Origin of the sequence: Amycolatopsis sp. WAC 04182, assembly GCF_003947465.1 — a bacterium.
GTDB lineage: Bacteria > Actinomycetota > Actinomycetes > Mycobacteriales > Pseudonocardiaceae > Amycolatopsis.
In genome coordinates this window covers 724550-738244 of sequence record NZ_QHJJ01000002.1, presented here as the reverse complement: position 1 = coordinate 738244, position 13695 = coordinate 724550, and the positions used below count along the sequence as shown (strand labels likewise).

Below are 13695 nucleotides of genomic sequence, written 5' to 3'. Positions count from 1 at the left end.
GCGGCGCCGCCGTCGCGACAAGTTGAATCGGCCCTCTGGGGATCCAGGTGAAAGGGACGGCGGTTCTCATGGCGGGTGCGGGATCCAGTAGGCGCGAGTTCCTGAGGTGGCTCGCCGCCGGCGGGACCGGGGTGGCGTTCGCCGGGCTGCTGCCCGGCACGGCCACCGCCGTCATGGGCGAGATCGTCGTCATCGCCGACGTCACGCTGATCGACGGCACGGGTTCGGCTCCGCGGCCCGGCGTTTCGGTCGTGCTCGCCGGTGACCGGATCGCCTGGGTGGGCGGCTCCGCCGACGTCCCGGAAACCGGCGGCGCGCGGGTGATCGACGGCCGCGGCAAGTACCTCGTTCCGGGACTGTGGGACATGCACTCCCACGGTGCGGATCTCGAAGAGGTCGTCCCGCCCCTGCACCTGATCCACGGTGTCACGGGCGTCCGCGAGATGTGGGGGTACGCGGAGAACCGCGAGACGAAGGGCAAGATCGAACGCGGTGAGCTGCTCGGCCCGCGCATGGTGCTGGCGAGCGGGATCGTCGACGGGCCGGTGACGCTGCTGGCGCCGCCGGTGCTCCAGGTGTCGACGGCGGCCGAAGCGCGGGCCGTCGTCCGCGCGGAGAAGGCGGCGGGCGCCGAATTCGTCAAGACGTACTCCTACCTCGGCCCCGACGCTCTGCGCGCGCTCGCGGACGAAGCCCGCACCCAGGGCATCCGGTTCTCCGGGCACTGGCCGTACAAGCTGTCCCACCTCGAAGTGAGCGACCTCGGCCAGCACAGCCTCGAGCATTTCTTCGGGGTGTCGGTCCACTGCTCGTCCCGGCGCGACGAGATCCTCGACAGGTTGACGGCGACGCCTTACGACCCCGAGGCGCCGCGTGCCTTCTTCGACCTGGCGCGGCGGCTGGAGTTCGAATCGGTCACCACGTACGACCGCGGCAGGGCGCAGGCCTACTTCGGCAGGTTGCGGCGCAACGGCACCTGGCATTCGCCGACACTGACGATCAACCGGGTGGTCACGCAGCCCGCCGAAACCCACCAGCGCGACCCGCGGCTGAAATACGTGCCCGCCGACATGCGCGAGAGCTGGGCCAAGGGCATCGAACGGTTGGCGCCCCGGACCCCGTCGGACATCGCCCTGCAGGAGCGCTACCACCAGGAGACGCTGCGGCTGGTCGGCGTCGCGCACGAAGCGGGCGTCGGGCTCATCGGCGGCACCGACTGCCTCAACCCGTACACCTTCCCCGGCAGCGGGCTGCACGAGGAACTCGCCTTCCTGGTCGAGGCCGGGCTTTCGCCGGTGCAGGCGTTGAAGACCGTCACGGGTGACGCGGCGAGGTTCCTGGGCAGGGAAGCGACGTCGGGCACGGTGACGGTGGGGAAGGAGGCGGATCTCGTGCTGCTGGACGCGAACCCGGCCGCCGACATCCGCAACATCGCGAAGATCGACACGGTGATCACCCGCGGCCGGGTCCTCGGCAGGGCGGAGCGGCGTCGGATGCTCGACGCCGTCGAGGCCGCCGCGAACCGGCCCGAGCCGGTCACGAGCGCCCGGCTCCATTCCCTCGCCCGGCGGGGTTGCTGCTGCTGACCGCGGGCGGTCAGACGAGCGCCAGGGTGTCCAAAAGCGACACGGCCCGGGCGATGTCCTCGGTGAGCGGCCGGTCCTCGACGCTGGGGTCGAGGACCGCCGCGGCGGCTTCGTAGGCGTCCCGCGCGGGCAGGGACACGAGATCGGCCTTGCGCATCCGCAGTGCCCGCACGGCCGCGACCAGCTCGCACGCCAGCACCTGCTGGTACGCCGACCCGGCCGCGGTCGCCGCCCGCGCGGCCTGGGTGGAGAAGCTCGCGTGGTCCTCGATCCCGCGTGAGACGACGGCGGTGCCGAGCGTCGCCGGGAGCGCGGCCTGGCGCAGTTCGGTGAGCGCGTCGTGGGCGACGTACTCCAGGATCATCACGCCCGAACTGCCCGACGGCCCCGCCGCGAGGAACGGCCGCAGCCCGGTGAACTCCGGCTCCACCAGATCGCCCAGCCGGGCCACCGACAGCTCGGCGACCTGATGGACGGTCGCGCGCACCTGGTCGAGCGCGGTCGAGACGTACGCGGTGTGGAAATGCGCGTGGTGGTAGGCGTCCTGGTGCACCGTCGAGATCATCGGGTTCTCGGTGCTGGCGTTGATCTCCACCGCGAGCACGTCGCGCAGGTAGTGGATCGCGTCCAGCGCGGGCCCCTGCACCTGCGGGAACGCGCGGAGCCCGAACGGATCCTGGATCCGCCTGCCGGGTTTGGGCGTGCCCTCCATCCCGAGCAGCCGCCGCATCTCCGCCGCGCACGCGACCTGTCCGGCGTGCGGACGCGCCTCGTGGACGGGAGTCGCGTACGCCTCCGGATTCCCGTCGAGCGCGATGTAGGTCAGTGCCGCGACAGCGTGACTCGCCCGCGTCAGCGTGTCGAGCCGCATCGCCGCGAGGGTCGCTTCGGCCAGCGTCGCGGCGTTGCTGCTCATGAACGCGAGCGCGTCACCGGCCCGCACGGGCACCGGAGGCACACCGCCTGCCAGCCACGGCCGTTCGCCGGTGAGGGCGAGCGCGGTCTCCGCGAGCGGCGCGAGGTCGCCGGTGCCGATCGCGCCCAGCCGGTGCACCAGTGGCAGCGCCCCGGTCCGCACGGCGGCGGCCAGCGCCCCGATCAGTTCGGGGCTGAGTCCCGAGCGCCCGGCCAGCAGCTGGTTGAGCCGGATCAGCATCATCGCCCTGGTCTGGCCGGGGGACATGACGTCGCCGCTGCCGCCCGCGTGACTGCGCAGCAGCCGCAGCCCGTGATCCGGCGACTCGCCTTCGCCGACCGGGTCCTCCTTGTTGGCGCCGACGCCGGTGGTGCGGCCGTAGACGATGCGGCGCGTGCTCAGCTCTTCGGCGAGTTTCCACGCGCTTTCCGCGCCGCGCAGCGCGGCGATCGAGACGTCAATGCCCAGCGGACCCTCGGTGCTCGCGGCGGTCACGACGTCCGCGCAGCGCAGGGTCCGGCCGTCCACCCGGATCACGGCGGCCTCCTTTCACGACCGCCCCACTATGAACGCCCTCAGTCCGACGGCGGCTGCCAGGGCGGCCGGTTGCCCCAGCCCCATTTCGGCATGGGCTCGGGAACGGTCACCTCGCGACCAGGTTGCGAGAACATCACCGCGAGCCTGCTGCCCCATTCGACATACGCGGCGAACGCCGAGCGGAACTCGGGATCGGCGGGCAGCCCGGCCTCGTCGGCGGCGTCGAAGAGCAGGTTCACCCAGCGGCGGCGCTGCTCTTCGGTGATGGCGCGGCCGAGATGCCGCCCGACCATGTGCCGATGGCCGCCGTGGTCGCTGCTGTAGGTCTCCGGGCCGCCGAAGACCTCGGCGAGCCAGACCGCGACGTGCTCGGGGTGGCCGGGATCCATGTCGCGGAAGACCGGTTCCAGCAACGGATCCTTCAGCACGTGGCCGTAGAAGACGGTGGTCAGCCGTCGCAGGGCCGTCAGCCCGCCCGCCCATTCGTACAACGTCGGCGTCTCGGTCACGTAGGGTCCTCCCAGCGGCGCTGATCTTCCGGTCCGGCAAGGCAACCACCCCGGATCGCCCGGGACAACCGCTTACTTTTCGGTGCATGCCAACGGGAGGGCCGCACCGGTGCTGACCCAGCACCCGCGCGAGCTGGAGGCGGACGGCCTCGCGCGGCGGACCGCGGCGTCGCTTTCGAGCCGTTACCGATTCACTGACTGTCTTCGTTCCTCTGTGGCCGGACAGCTCGACTGAAGAGGCTTTGACCAGCTCAGCGAAGCCTTCGGCATATTCACCTCGAAGAATGTTCGAAAATGTCCATCCGAAAGTCTTGGTCTGAACCATTGACGGTGTGGTCTAGTCCACTTAACTTGTGCGTGTCCCGCCGCAGTCCTCTCGTCACCGCTGGTGACCGTGAAGGGAGCACGCATGTCCCGTTTGACCAGGTTCACCGCGATCGCGGGTGCCGCGGCCGTCGCGCTCGGCGCGCTGGCCGTCGCCGCACCGGCGCAGCAGGCGGCAGCCGCACCGGAAGCATCGGAGGCCTCGGTCGGCAAGGTGCTCGGGTACTTCGCCGAATGGGGCGTTTACCAGCGCAACTACCACGTGAAGAACATCGACACGTCGGGTTCGGCGAGCAAGCTGACGCATATCAACTATTCGTTCGGCAACGTGACGAACGGTGGCTGCGCGATCGGTGACGCGGAGGCGGCGACCAGCAAGTTCTACGACGCCGCGGGCAGTGTGGACGGTGTCGCCGACAGCTGGGACAACGGCGCGCTGCGCGGGAACTTCAACCAGCTGAAGAAACTCAAGGCCAAGTACCCGAACCTGAAGGTGCTGTGGTCCTTCGGCGGCTGGACCTGGTCCGGTGGCTTCGGCGAGGCGGCGAAGGATCCCGCCAAGTTCGCGGAGTCCTGCTACAACCTGGTCAACGACCCGCGCTGGGCCGGCGTCTTCGACGGTATCGACATCGACTGGGAGTACCCGAACGCCTGCGGGCTCTCCTGTGACACCAGCGGTCCGGCCGCGATCAAGAACCTCGCGCAGGCCCTGCGGGAGAAATTCGGCTCGAAGCTGGTCACCGCCGCGATCACCGCGGACGGTACCGACGGCGGCAAGATCGACGCGGCGGACTACGGCGGCGCGTCGCAGTACTTCGACTGGTACAACGTCATGACCTACGACTACTTCGGCGCCTGGGCCGCGCAGGGCCCGACCGCCCCGCATTCGCCGCTGACCGGCTACGAGGGCATCCCGACCGCCGGCTTCCACTCCGACGCCGCGATCCAGAAGCTGAAGAGCAAGGGTGTCCCGGCGAACAAACTGCTGCTGGGCATCGGTTTCTACGGTCGCGGCTGGACCGGCGTCACCCAGGAGGCCCCGGGCGGCACCGCGACCGGACCGGCGGCGGGCACCGAGCCGGGCATCCAGGACTACAAGGTCCTGAAGAACACCTGCCCGGCCACCGGCACCGTCGCGGGCACCGCCTATGCCAAATGCGGCAGCGACTGGTGGAGCTACGACACCCCCGCGACCATCGGCGGCAAGGTCACCTACGCCAAGGACCAGGGTCTCGGCGGCGCCTTCTTCTGGGAGCTGTCCGGTGACACCGCCGACGGCGAGCTGATCACCGCTCTGGCCAAGTAAGCCTGTTTCCGACGAAGCGCGTGAAGGCCCCCTTCACGCGCTTCTGTCGGTGGCGGGGATTAACGTCACCGCATGGGTTTCGAGGGTTTCGGCGAGTACGCCATCGACTTCTACGACGGTCTCGAGGCGGACAACTCCAAGTCCTATTGGGACGCGAACCTCGCCACCTACAAGGCCGACGTCCGCGCGCCGATGGAGGCGCTGCTCGCCGAACTGGTCCCGGAGTTCGGTGACGGTTTCGGCGAGGGCAAGGTCTTCCGCCCGTACCGCGACGTCCGGTTCGCCAAGGACAAGACGCCGTACAAGACCCACTGCGGCGCGGTGATCGAACAGGGCCGCGGCGGCGGCGCGTACTACGTCGAGGTCGGCCCGGCCGGGCTTCGCGTCGGCGGCGGCTGCTTCCACTTCGAGTCCGATCAGCTCGCCCGCTTCCGCAAGGCCGTCGACACCGAACTGCGCGGCGCCGAGCTGGCCAAGATCCTCACGAAGCTGGAGAAGGCCGGCTGGGAGATCAAGGGGGACAGGCTCAAATCGAAGCCGCGCGGCTTCACCGAGGACCATCCCCGCATCGACCTGCTGAAGTATCGCTCCGTGTACGCCGTCCGCGGCTGGGAGCCGGACGACGTCCTGCACGAACGGGGCACGCTCGACCGGGTGCGTAAGGCGTGGCGGCAGGTCCGCGCGTTCAACGAGTGGGCGCGGGACCGGGTCGGGCCGAGCGAGAAGCCGCGACGATAACCACCGAACCCTGATCGGCGGTTGCCCCCTCGCCCAGGTCAACTGACACTTTTCTTGAACTTTCGGTATCGGTACAGACGTATCCGCGATGAGGGACTACGCTGTGCGAACGTGAGCCGACGCGCGAAGATCGTTTGTACCCTTGGCCCCGCGACCGCTACGCCGGAGAAGATGCGGCAACTCGTCGACGCCGGGATGGACGTCGCGAGGATGAACTTCAGCCACGGGACGCACAGCGACCACAAGCAGGTCTACGACCTCATCCGCACCGCCGCCGCCGAATCGGGCCGCGCGGTGGGCATCCTCGCCGACCTCCAGGGGCCGAAGATCCGTCTCGGCACCTTCGCGGGCGGGCCGGTCGAGTGGCACAACGGCGACATCGTGCGGATCACCGTCGAGGACGTCGCGGGCACGCACGACCGCGTCTCGACCACCTACAAAGGACTCGCCGACGACGCGAAGCCCGGCGACCGTCTCCTCGTGGACGACGGCAAGGTCGGCCTCGTGGTCAAGCAGGTCGAGGGCCCGGACGTCGTCTGCGAGGTCACCGAAGGCGGCCCCGTCAGCAACAACAAGGGCGTCTCCCTGCCGGGCATGGACGTCTCCGTGCCGGCGCTGTCCGAAAAGGACATCGAAGACCTCGAGTTCGCGCTCGAACTCGGCGTGGACTTCATCGCGCTCTCGTTCGTCCGCTCGCCCGCCGACATCGACCTGGTCCACCAGGTGATGGACCGCGTCGGCAAGGGACGCCTCCCGGTCGTCGCGAAGATCGAGAAGCCCGAAGCGGTCTACAACCTCGAAGCCATCGTGCTGGCCTTCGACGCCGTGATGATCGCCCGCGGTGACCTCGGCGTGGAGCTTCCGCTGGAGCAGGTCCCGCTGGTGCAGAAGCGCACCATCCAGATCGCCCGCGAGAACGCGAAGCCGGTCATCGTCGCGACGCAGATGCTCGAGTCGATGATCAACAGCTCTCGCCCGACCCGCGCCGAGGCCTCGGACGTCGCCAACGCGGTGCTCGACGGCGCGGACGCGCTCATGCTCTCGGGTGAGACCAGTGTCGGCCGCTACGCCATCGACGTGGTCAAGACCATGGGCCGGATCATCGAAGCCGTCGAGACCGACTCGCCGGTCGTGCCGCCGCTGTCGCACGTCCCGCGTACCAAGCGCGGCGTCATCTCCTACGCGGCGCGGGACATCGGCGAGCGGCTGAACGCGAAGGCCCTGGTCGCCTTCACCCAGTCCGGTGACACCGTCCGGCGGCTCGCGCGGCTGCACACGCGGCTGCCGCTGCTGGCGTTCACGCCGGAGGAGAGCGTCCGCAGCCAGCTCGCGATGACCTGGGGCACCACGACGCGGATCGTGCCGAAGGTCGGCTCCACCGACCAGATGATCCAGCAGGTCGACCACGCGATGCTCGAAATGGGCAAGTACGCCAAGGGTGACCTGGTGGTCATCGTGGCCGGCTCCCCGCCCGGGACCGTCGGTTCGACCAACCTCATCCGGGTGCACCGCCTCGGCGAAGACGACCACGCCTGACGTCGGCTGAAGTACGCGAAAGTCCGTGAAGGCCTCCTTCCCTACCGTCAGAGTAGGGAAGGAGGCCTTCACGGACTTCGGGGTGGGCGATGGGGACTTTCCCCGCATCTCGCGAGACGAAGGGAGCTTTCGTCGCGTGCCATGCGGCGAAGGGCCCCTTCAGCCCGTCAGTAGGCGTGCCCCGAGCGTCCCAGGTGTCCCGAAGGGTGGCCTTCGCGACAAACGTCCCGCCTCACCCGGGCCCGGGGCACCCGCACGGCCTAAAGTTCAGGACATGACTGAGATGGCCAGGGAAGCCGCGGCCGGTTTCGACAACGCCGGCGGGGTGGGCGGTCAGCCCGTGCTCGACCGGCTGGTCGCGCTGCTGGACTTGGAGAAGATCGAGGAGAACATCTTCCGCGGCGTCTCGCCCGCCCATTCGCCGGTGCGGGTGTTCGGCGGACAGGTCGCTGGGCAGGCGCTGGTCGCCGCCGGCCGCACGGTCCCCGAGGAGCGGAAGGTCCACTCGCTGCACGCGTACTTCATCCGCGGCGGCGACCCGAGCGTCCCGATCGTCTACGAGGTCGACCGCATCCGCGACGGCCGCTCGTTCACCACCCGCCGTGTCGTGGGCATCCAGCACGGCAAGGCGATCTTCTCCCTGTCCGCCTCGTTCCAGAAGGACGAAGGCGGCATCGAACACGCCGAGACCATGCCGGACGTCCCCGATCCCGAGTCGCTCCCGACGCTGCAGGAGCGGGCCGAGGGCTACTTCATGGGCCATCTCGACCGGCCGCGCCCGATCGACCTGCGCTACGTCAACGATCCGCCGTGGGTGACCAGGAAGTCGGGCGATCGGCCCGCCAGGAACCAGGTCTGGATGCGCGCCGACGGCAAGCTCCCAGACCAGCAGCTGCTGCACGTCTGCGTGCTGACCTACGCCTCCGACATGACGCTTCTGGACTCGGTCCTCGCACGCCACGGCGTCTACTGGGATCTCGACAAGGTGCTCGGCGCGAGCCTCGACCACGCGCTCTGGTTCCACCGCCCGTTCCGGGCCGACGAGTGGTTCCTCTACGACAGCGCGTCTCCGACCGCGTCGGGGGCGCGGGGGCTGGCGACCGGCCGGTTCTTCGCCGCGGACGGAACACATATCGCCACCGTGGTGCAGGAAGGTCTTCTGCGGGTGGTGTGAACGGTGACGTTCCGCATCGCTGATGGCGTCTTGTCCACCCTTTAGAGGGAATGGCGAAACGCATTAACATCTGGAGCCAGAGTATTACCGATGGGGTGCGGGCATAAAGGGAGGGCCGGAACCGATCGGGGGACGGCTCCGGCCCTGCACCGGGGGTGAATCCGGCTTCGACGGGTATCCTTCCGAAAGCCCATCGGTGCAGCTCGCGGCCCCGCGCCCGTGCCGCGAGCGGATCCGCTGCCGCCGGTGAAGGCGGGCGTACCGCGTTGCACAATGCTCAACCTACAACGGCAATCTGCAAATTGCAGGATGAAAATCGAGGCATGGCGGAAAATGGTCGTGTGACCATCTCACCGAATGTGTCTCGGGCTGGTTAGATGTGCTTCGTGCGAGGTTGCTGAACACTGTTCTCCTCGCCGTGTCGCGATCGTTGGTGCTCGGACAGCTTGTGGAGGTGCCGTGATGACGAGGGGTCAGGGACCCACCGTGCGCCGCCGGCGGCTGGCGAGCGAGTTGAGGCGGTTGCGCGAGGCGGCCGACCTCACGATCGACGAGGTGAGCGAGAAGCTCGAATGCTCGGCGTCGAAGGTCAGCCGGATCGAGACGGGACACGTCGGCGTCACCCCGCGCGACGCGCGCGACATGCTCGAGCTGTACGGCATCGCGGGCGACGAGCAGGAAGCGCTCGTCCAGCTGGCCAGGGAAGCCCGCAAACGCGGCTGGTGGCACGCGTATAACGAGGTGTTCACCGGCACCTTCGTCGGGTTGGAGGCGGACGCGAGTTCGCTGCGGGCCTTCCAGGCGCTGCTGGTGCCGGGCCTGTTGCAGACCGAGCGATACGCCAGGGCCGTGATCAGGGCGATGCGGCCCGACGCCGAGGACGCCGAGATCAGGCGCCGGGTGGCGGCGAGGATGGCGCGGCAGGAACTGCTGACCGACCCCTCGCCCCCGGAGTACTGGGCCGTCATCGACGAAGCGGTCCTGCATCGCGTGGTCGACGGCCCCGAGGTCATGGCGGAGCAGCTGTACCGGATGGTCACGATGGCGGCGCAGCCGAACGTGACCGTCCAGATCGTGCCGTTCGGCGCGGGGGCCCATCCCGGGATGGAGGGTCCGTTCCTCATCATGGGCTTCCCCGAACTGGCCGACACCGACGTGGTCTACGTCGACAGCACCTCCAGCGGGCTCTACCTGGAGGAACCCCCGGACGTCCGGCGATACGCGTTGATGTTCGACCATCTGCGTGCCGCCGCGTTGAAGCCGGACGACTCGGTCGAGGTGATCGCCGAGGCCGCCGGAAGGTTCGCCGAACAGGCGGCCCTTCCGGAGAAGTCCCTGGAAACGAAGTAAGGAGTGGGGAGCATGACGCCCAACGATGATCTTTCCCAGGCCCGGTGGTTCAAGAGCAGCCACAGCGGGGGCGGCAACGACTGCGTCGAGGTCGCCTTCACCGGTTCCGGTGCCGCGCTGCGCGACTCCAAGGACCCCGAGGGAGGTGCCTTCCGCCTCTCGCCGCAGGCTTGGCGCGGGCTGCTCGGCGCCGTGCGCACGAGTGGCCCCGCTCACGACTAGAGCCGCTGAACTCGACCCCTTACGCCCCCCGAGCAGGGGATGGGCCGGCGTAAGGGGTCGAATCACGTCCGGGTGTAGGTGATCACCCGATGCCGCGAGGCACCCCTCAGGACGAATCTCATCACTACCAAACCAGGTAGTGAGTTCCTAAGGGGAAAAGATGAACACGAACGACGCTCTGCTCACCGGGGTACTGGCCGAGGTCGAGTACCGCCGCGAAGAGCTCCAGCGAGCGGGCCGCAGCGTATGGGTCGACCGGGCCCGCCGGGCAGGCAGGCGGATCCGCGCGCACCGCGCCGAGGTCCGGGTGCCCGCCCAGGAACGCCGCGAGGCCCGGCAGGCGCCCGCCCGTAGCGGCGAGATCACCCGGTAGAGGTCGAGTGCGATGAAGCTCTCGGCGAAAACCCAGGCGAAGTTGTCGGCCCGGTAGGCAAGAATGCACCTCGTGCCCCGTCTTGGCTCCGGAATCCCGATCGTCGCCCGCACACAGGAGATGCGGCAGCTCCGCGCCGCCTTCGCCCGTGCAGAACGGGGCGAGGCCGGCGCGGTGCTGCTCTCCGGTGACGCCGGCGTCGGCAAGACCCGTCTCCTGACCGCGCTCGGCGAGTACGCCGCGGGCGCGGGCGCCCTGGTGCTCACCGGGCGCTGTATCGACGTCCATGAGGGCGGTCTTCCTTATCTTCCGTTCGCCGAGGCGCTGGCGCCGCTGGCGACGACGTCCGATCCCGCGGTCACCGCCGCGGTCCGGGCCCGGCCGGCGCTGGGCAGGCTGCTCCCGCAGATGCAGCAGGCGGAGGACTACCCCGCCATCGAAGACGGTCAGCTCACCGCGAGCGAACGGGTGTCGACGCAACGGCTCGGTCCCGAACAGGACCTCGGCCAGCTCCAGCTGTTCGACGCGGTACTGGGGGTGCTGACCGTCATCGCGCAGCGCCGGCCCGTGGTGATCCTGCTGGAGGACCTGCACTGGGCCGACGGCTCCACCCGGAACCTGCTGTCCTTCCTGCTGACGCGGCTGCGCACCCAGCGGCTGCTGGTGGTGGCGAGCTATCGCGAGGAGGACGTCCACCGGCGGCATCCGCTCCGGGCGGTGCTGTCCGAGGTGGTGCGGCTGGGCGCCGTCGAACGCGTCGAGGTCAAGCCGTTCGGCGCCGAGGACGCGCGCGCGTTCGTCGAGGCGCTGGCCGACGAGCCGATCGGCCAGGACCTGATCGCCGACATCGTCTCCCGGTCCGAGGGCAATCCGTTCTTCGTCGAGGAGCTGCTCGCGTCCGCGAAGGACTGCCGTGAGCTCCCCGCCGGGCTGGCCGAAGTGCTCCTAGCCAGGGTGGAACAGCTTTCCCAGGTCACGCGCCGGGTGCTGCGCGTGGTCTCGGTCGCGAAGGACGCGGTGGCGCACGCCGCGCTCGCCGAGATCTCCGGGCTGGACGAACTCGAACTCGACGAGGCGCTGCGCGAGGCCGTGCAGCATCACGTACTGGTGATCGAGAACGGTTTCTACACCTTCCGCCACGCGTTGCTGCAGGAAGCGGTCTACGGCGACCTGTTGCCGGGGGAGCGGGTGCGCATGCACGCGGCGTACGCGGCACGCATCCGCAACCGCACACAAGGCCGTGGCCAGGACGCGCGGCTCGCGCACCACAGCATGGAGAGCAAGGATTTCGTCACCGCGCTGGCCGCGTTGCTGCGCGCGATGGACGAGGCGGAGAAGCTGGGCGCGCCCGGTTCGGCGCTGCGGCACGTCGAGCAGGCACTGTCCATTTGGGACGCCGTGCCCGCGGCGGACCGGCCGTCGGACGTCGACGAGCTCCGCCTCCTGCACGAGGCGTCGTATTTCGCGAGCACGTCGGGGGAGCCGGAGCGCGCGGTCGCCTATTCGCGGTCCGCGACCGAGGCACTCGGCCCGGACACCGGCAACGAGCGGGCCGCCAAGGTCTGGCGACGGCACGCCGAGGCGCTGCTTTCGGTCGACGGCACGATCGACGAGGTCGTCGAGGCGATCGACAAGGCTTGGAAGCTGGTCGAGCACACCGAGGCGAGTGCCGCGCGAGCCTGGGTGCTCGCCACCCGCGCCGGGATCCTGCGGCTGATCGACCGGCACGACGAGGCGCTGCAGTGCGCACTGGCCGCGGTCGCCGACGCCAGGGCCGTCGGCGCGGGCGGGGCGGAGGCGGCGGCGCTGGTCTCGCTCGGGACGCTGGCCGATTCGGCGGGCGACGTCGAGGAGGCGCGGGAGCGGCTGCGCGAGGCCGAGCGGAAGGCCAGGGATTCCGGCGCGCTCAACGGCGAGCTACGGGCTCTGCACTTCCTCGGGCTGAGCTACGACGACCGGGCCGAGATCCATTCCGCGCTGAAGTACTACGCCAAGGGCATCAAGCGGGCCAAGGAGACCGGCCTGACCTGGAGCTCGTTCGGCATCGAGCTGCGGACCAAACACCTCACACTGCGGTATGTCAGCGGGGATTGGCCGGAAGACGACGACGCAGGCCGCGCGGGCCGGGGTGTTTCGAGTGTCGTCGCCGGGCGGTTCCTGAGCATCTGGGCGCAGTTCGTCGTCGGCAGGGGCCGGTTCGCGGACGCGGACAAGATCCTCCCCAGCCTCCGGCAGCACTGGAGCGCGGACTACTCGATCGCGCTCGCGTCGGGTGACGCCGCGATCCAGCTCGCGTCGTGGCGGGGAGACCATGCCGGCGCCGTGCGTCAGGCGCGTGACCTGATCGACTGGCTCGAAGAGGTCGAACCCGCGGTGCTCGGCGGGATCCGGATCAGCGTGCACGGACTCACGGCGGCCGTCGCCCAGGCCGCCGAAGCGCGGATCCGCGGTGATCTGGCGACGGCCGAGGCCGCGGTGGAATCGGGCGAGAAGCTGCTCGCGCACGGCCGCCACTGCGCCGAACACGGCATCCCGCGTTCGGTGTCGCTGGGGCCTGAGGCGCTGGCGTGGCTCGCCCGGCTGGAGGCGCTCGGCAGTTGCCTGCGCGGCGCGGGAGACCCGGCGCTGTGGGCGAAGGCGGTCGAGGCCTTCGGGTACGGCGCGGAGTACGAGCAGGCCATGTGCCGCCTGCAGCACGCGAAATCGCTGCTGGCTTCGGACGGCGACACCGCGCTCGCCGCGTCGGAGCTGCTGGCCGCGCACGCGGTGGCCGATCGGCTGGGCGCCTGCCCGCTGCGCGAAGCCGTCCGGGAGCTCAGTCACCGGGCGCGCGTCGAGCTTCCCGGCGAAGTCGCGGCGCCGCGTCGTGACGTCGTCGATCCGCTCACCGACCGCGAACGCGACGTGCTGGAGCGCGTCGCGCTCGGCCGGACCAACCGGCAGGTCGGCGAAGAGCTCTACATCAGCGAGAAGACGGTGAGCGTCCACCTTTCGCGCGTGATGGCGAAACTCGGCGCGAGCCGCCGGGCCGAGGCGGTCGCGATCGCCTACGACCGGGGCCTGCTGGCCGCTCCGACCTCTCCCTAGCCGAGTTCAGTCCTCTGAATGCGGTCCTTGCACGCGC

The 13695-nt window shown here is 69.7% G+C and carries 11 protein-coding genes; 9 read left to right on the top strand and 2 right to left on the bottom strand.

What is annotated here, in order from left to right:
- The first annotated feature begins 68 nt into the window (after window positions 1-68).
- Entirely contained in the window at window positions 69-1586 is a 1518-nt protein-coding gene (locus tag DMH01_RS10645) for an amidohydrolase family protein (protein WP_125675544.1), read from the top strand.
- Window positions 1587-1596: 10 nt separating this feature from the next.
- Here DMH01_RS10645 and DMH01_RS10640 read toward each other — a convergent pair whose 3' ends face one another.
- Window positions 1597-3039 (bottom strand): aromatic amino acid ammonia-lyase, encoded by a 1443-nt coding sequence (locus tag DMH01_RS10640; RefSeq protein ID WP_125675542.1) that lies wholly within the window; start codon window positions 3037-3039, stop codon window positions 1597-1599.
- A gap of 38 nt (window positions 3040-3077) precedes the next feature.
- A complete protein-coding gene (locus tag DMH01_RS10635) occupies window positions 3078-3548 on the bottom strand; it encodes a group II truncated hemoglobin (protein WP_125675540.1) in 471 nt (156 codons plus the stop codon).
- Between the two features lie 409 nt (window positions 3549-3957).
- On the opposite strand from DMH01_RS10635, the gene DMH01_RS10630 reads away from it, so the two are divergent.
- The 8 genes from DMH01_RS10630 to DMH01_RS10595 all read left to right on the top strand — a co-directional run bounded on the left by DMH01_RS10630 (window position 3958) and on the right by DMH01_RS10595 (window position 13658).
- Window positions 3958-5178, top strand: coding sequence for a glycoside hydrolase family 18 protein (locus tag DMH01_RS10630; RefSeq protein ID WP_125675538.1), 1221 nt, complete (start codon window positions 3958-3960; stop codon window positions 5176-5178).
- A 72-nt stretch (window positions 5179-5250) separates the two neighbouring features.
- Window positions 5251-5916: a DUF2461 domain-containing protein gene (locus DMH01_RS10625; protein ID WP_125675536.1), complete on the top strand. Its 666-nt coding sequence runs from the start codon at window positions 5251-5253 to the stop codon at window positions 5914-5916.
- A gap of 111 nt (window positions 5917-6027) precedes the next feature.
- Window positions 6028-7452, top strand: a complete 1425-nt coding sequence (gene pyk, locus DMH01_RS10620) for a pyruvate kinase (protein WP_007033718.1) — start codon at window positions 6028-6030, stop codon at window positions 7450-7452.
- A gap of 274 nt (window positions 7453-7726) precedes the next feature.
- Window positions 7727-8626 (top strand): acyl-CoA thioesterase II, encoded by a 900-nt coding sequence (tesB, locus tag DMH01_RS10615; RefSeq protein WP_125675534.1) that lies wholly within the window; start codon window positions 7727-7729, stop codon window positions 8624-8626.
- A 462-nt stretch (window positions 8627-9088) separates the two neighbouring features.
- Window positions 9089-9976, top strand: a complete 888-nt coding sequence (locus DMH01_RS10610; protein ID WP_125675533.1) for a helix-turn-helix transcriptional regulator — start codon at window positions 9089-9091, stop codon at window positions 9974-9976.
- A 12-nt stretch (window positions 9977-9988) separates the two neighbouring features.
- Entirely contained in the window at window positions 9989-10198 is a 210-nt protein-coding gene (locus DMH01_RS10605; RefSeq protein WP_125675531.1) for a DUF397 domain-containing protein, read from the top strand.
- Between the two features lie 160 nt (window positions 10199-10358).
- Entirely contained in the window at window positions 10359-10571 is a 213-nt protein-coding gene (locus DMH01_RS10600; protein WP_125675529.1) for a hypothetical protein, read from the top strand.
- 63 nt (window positions 10572-10634) lie between these two features.
- Window positions 10635-13658 (top strand): helix-turn-helix transcriptional regulator, encoded by a 3024-nt coding sequence (locus DMH01_RS10595; protein ID WP_125675527.1) that lies wholly within the window; start codon window positions 10635-10637, stop codon window positions 13656-13658.
- Window positions 13659-13695 lie beyond the last annotated feature (37 nt).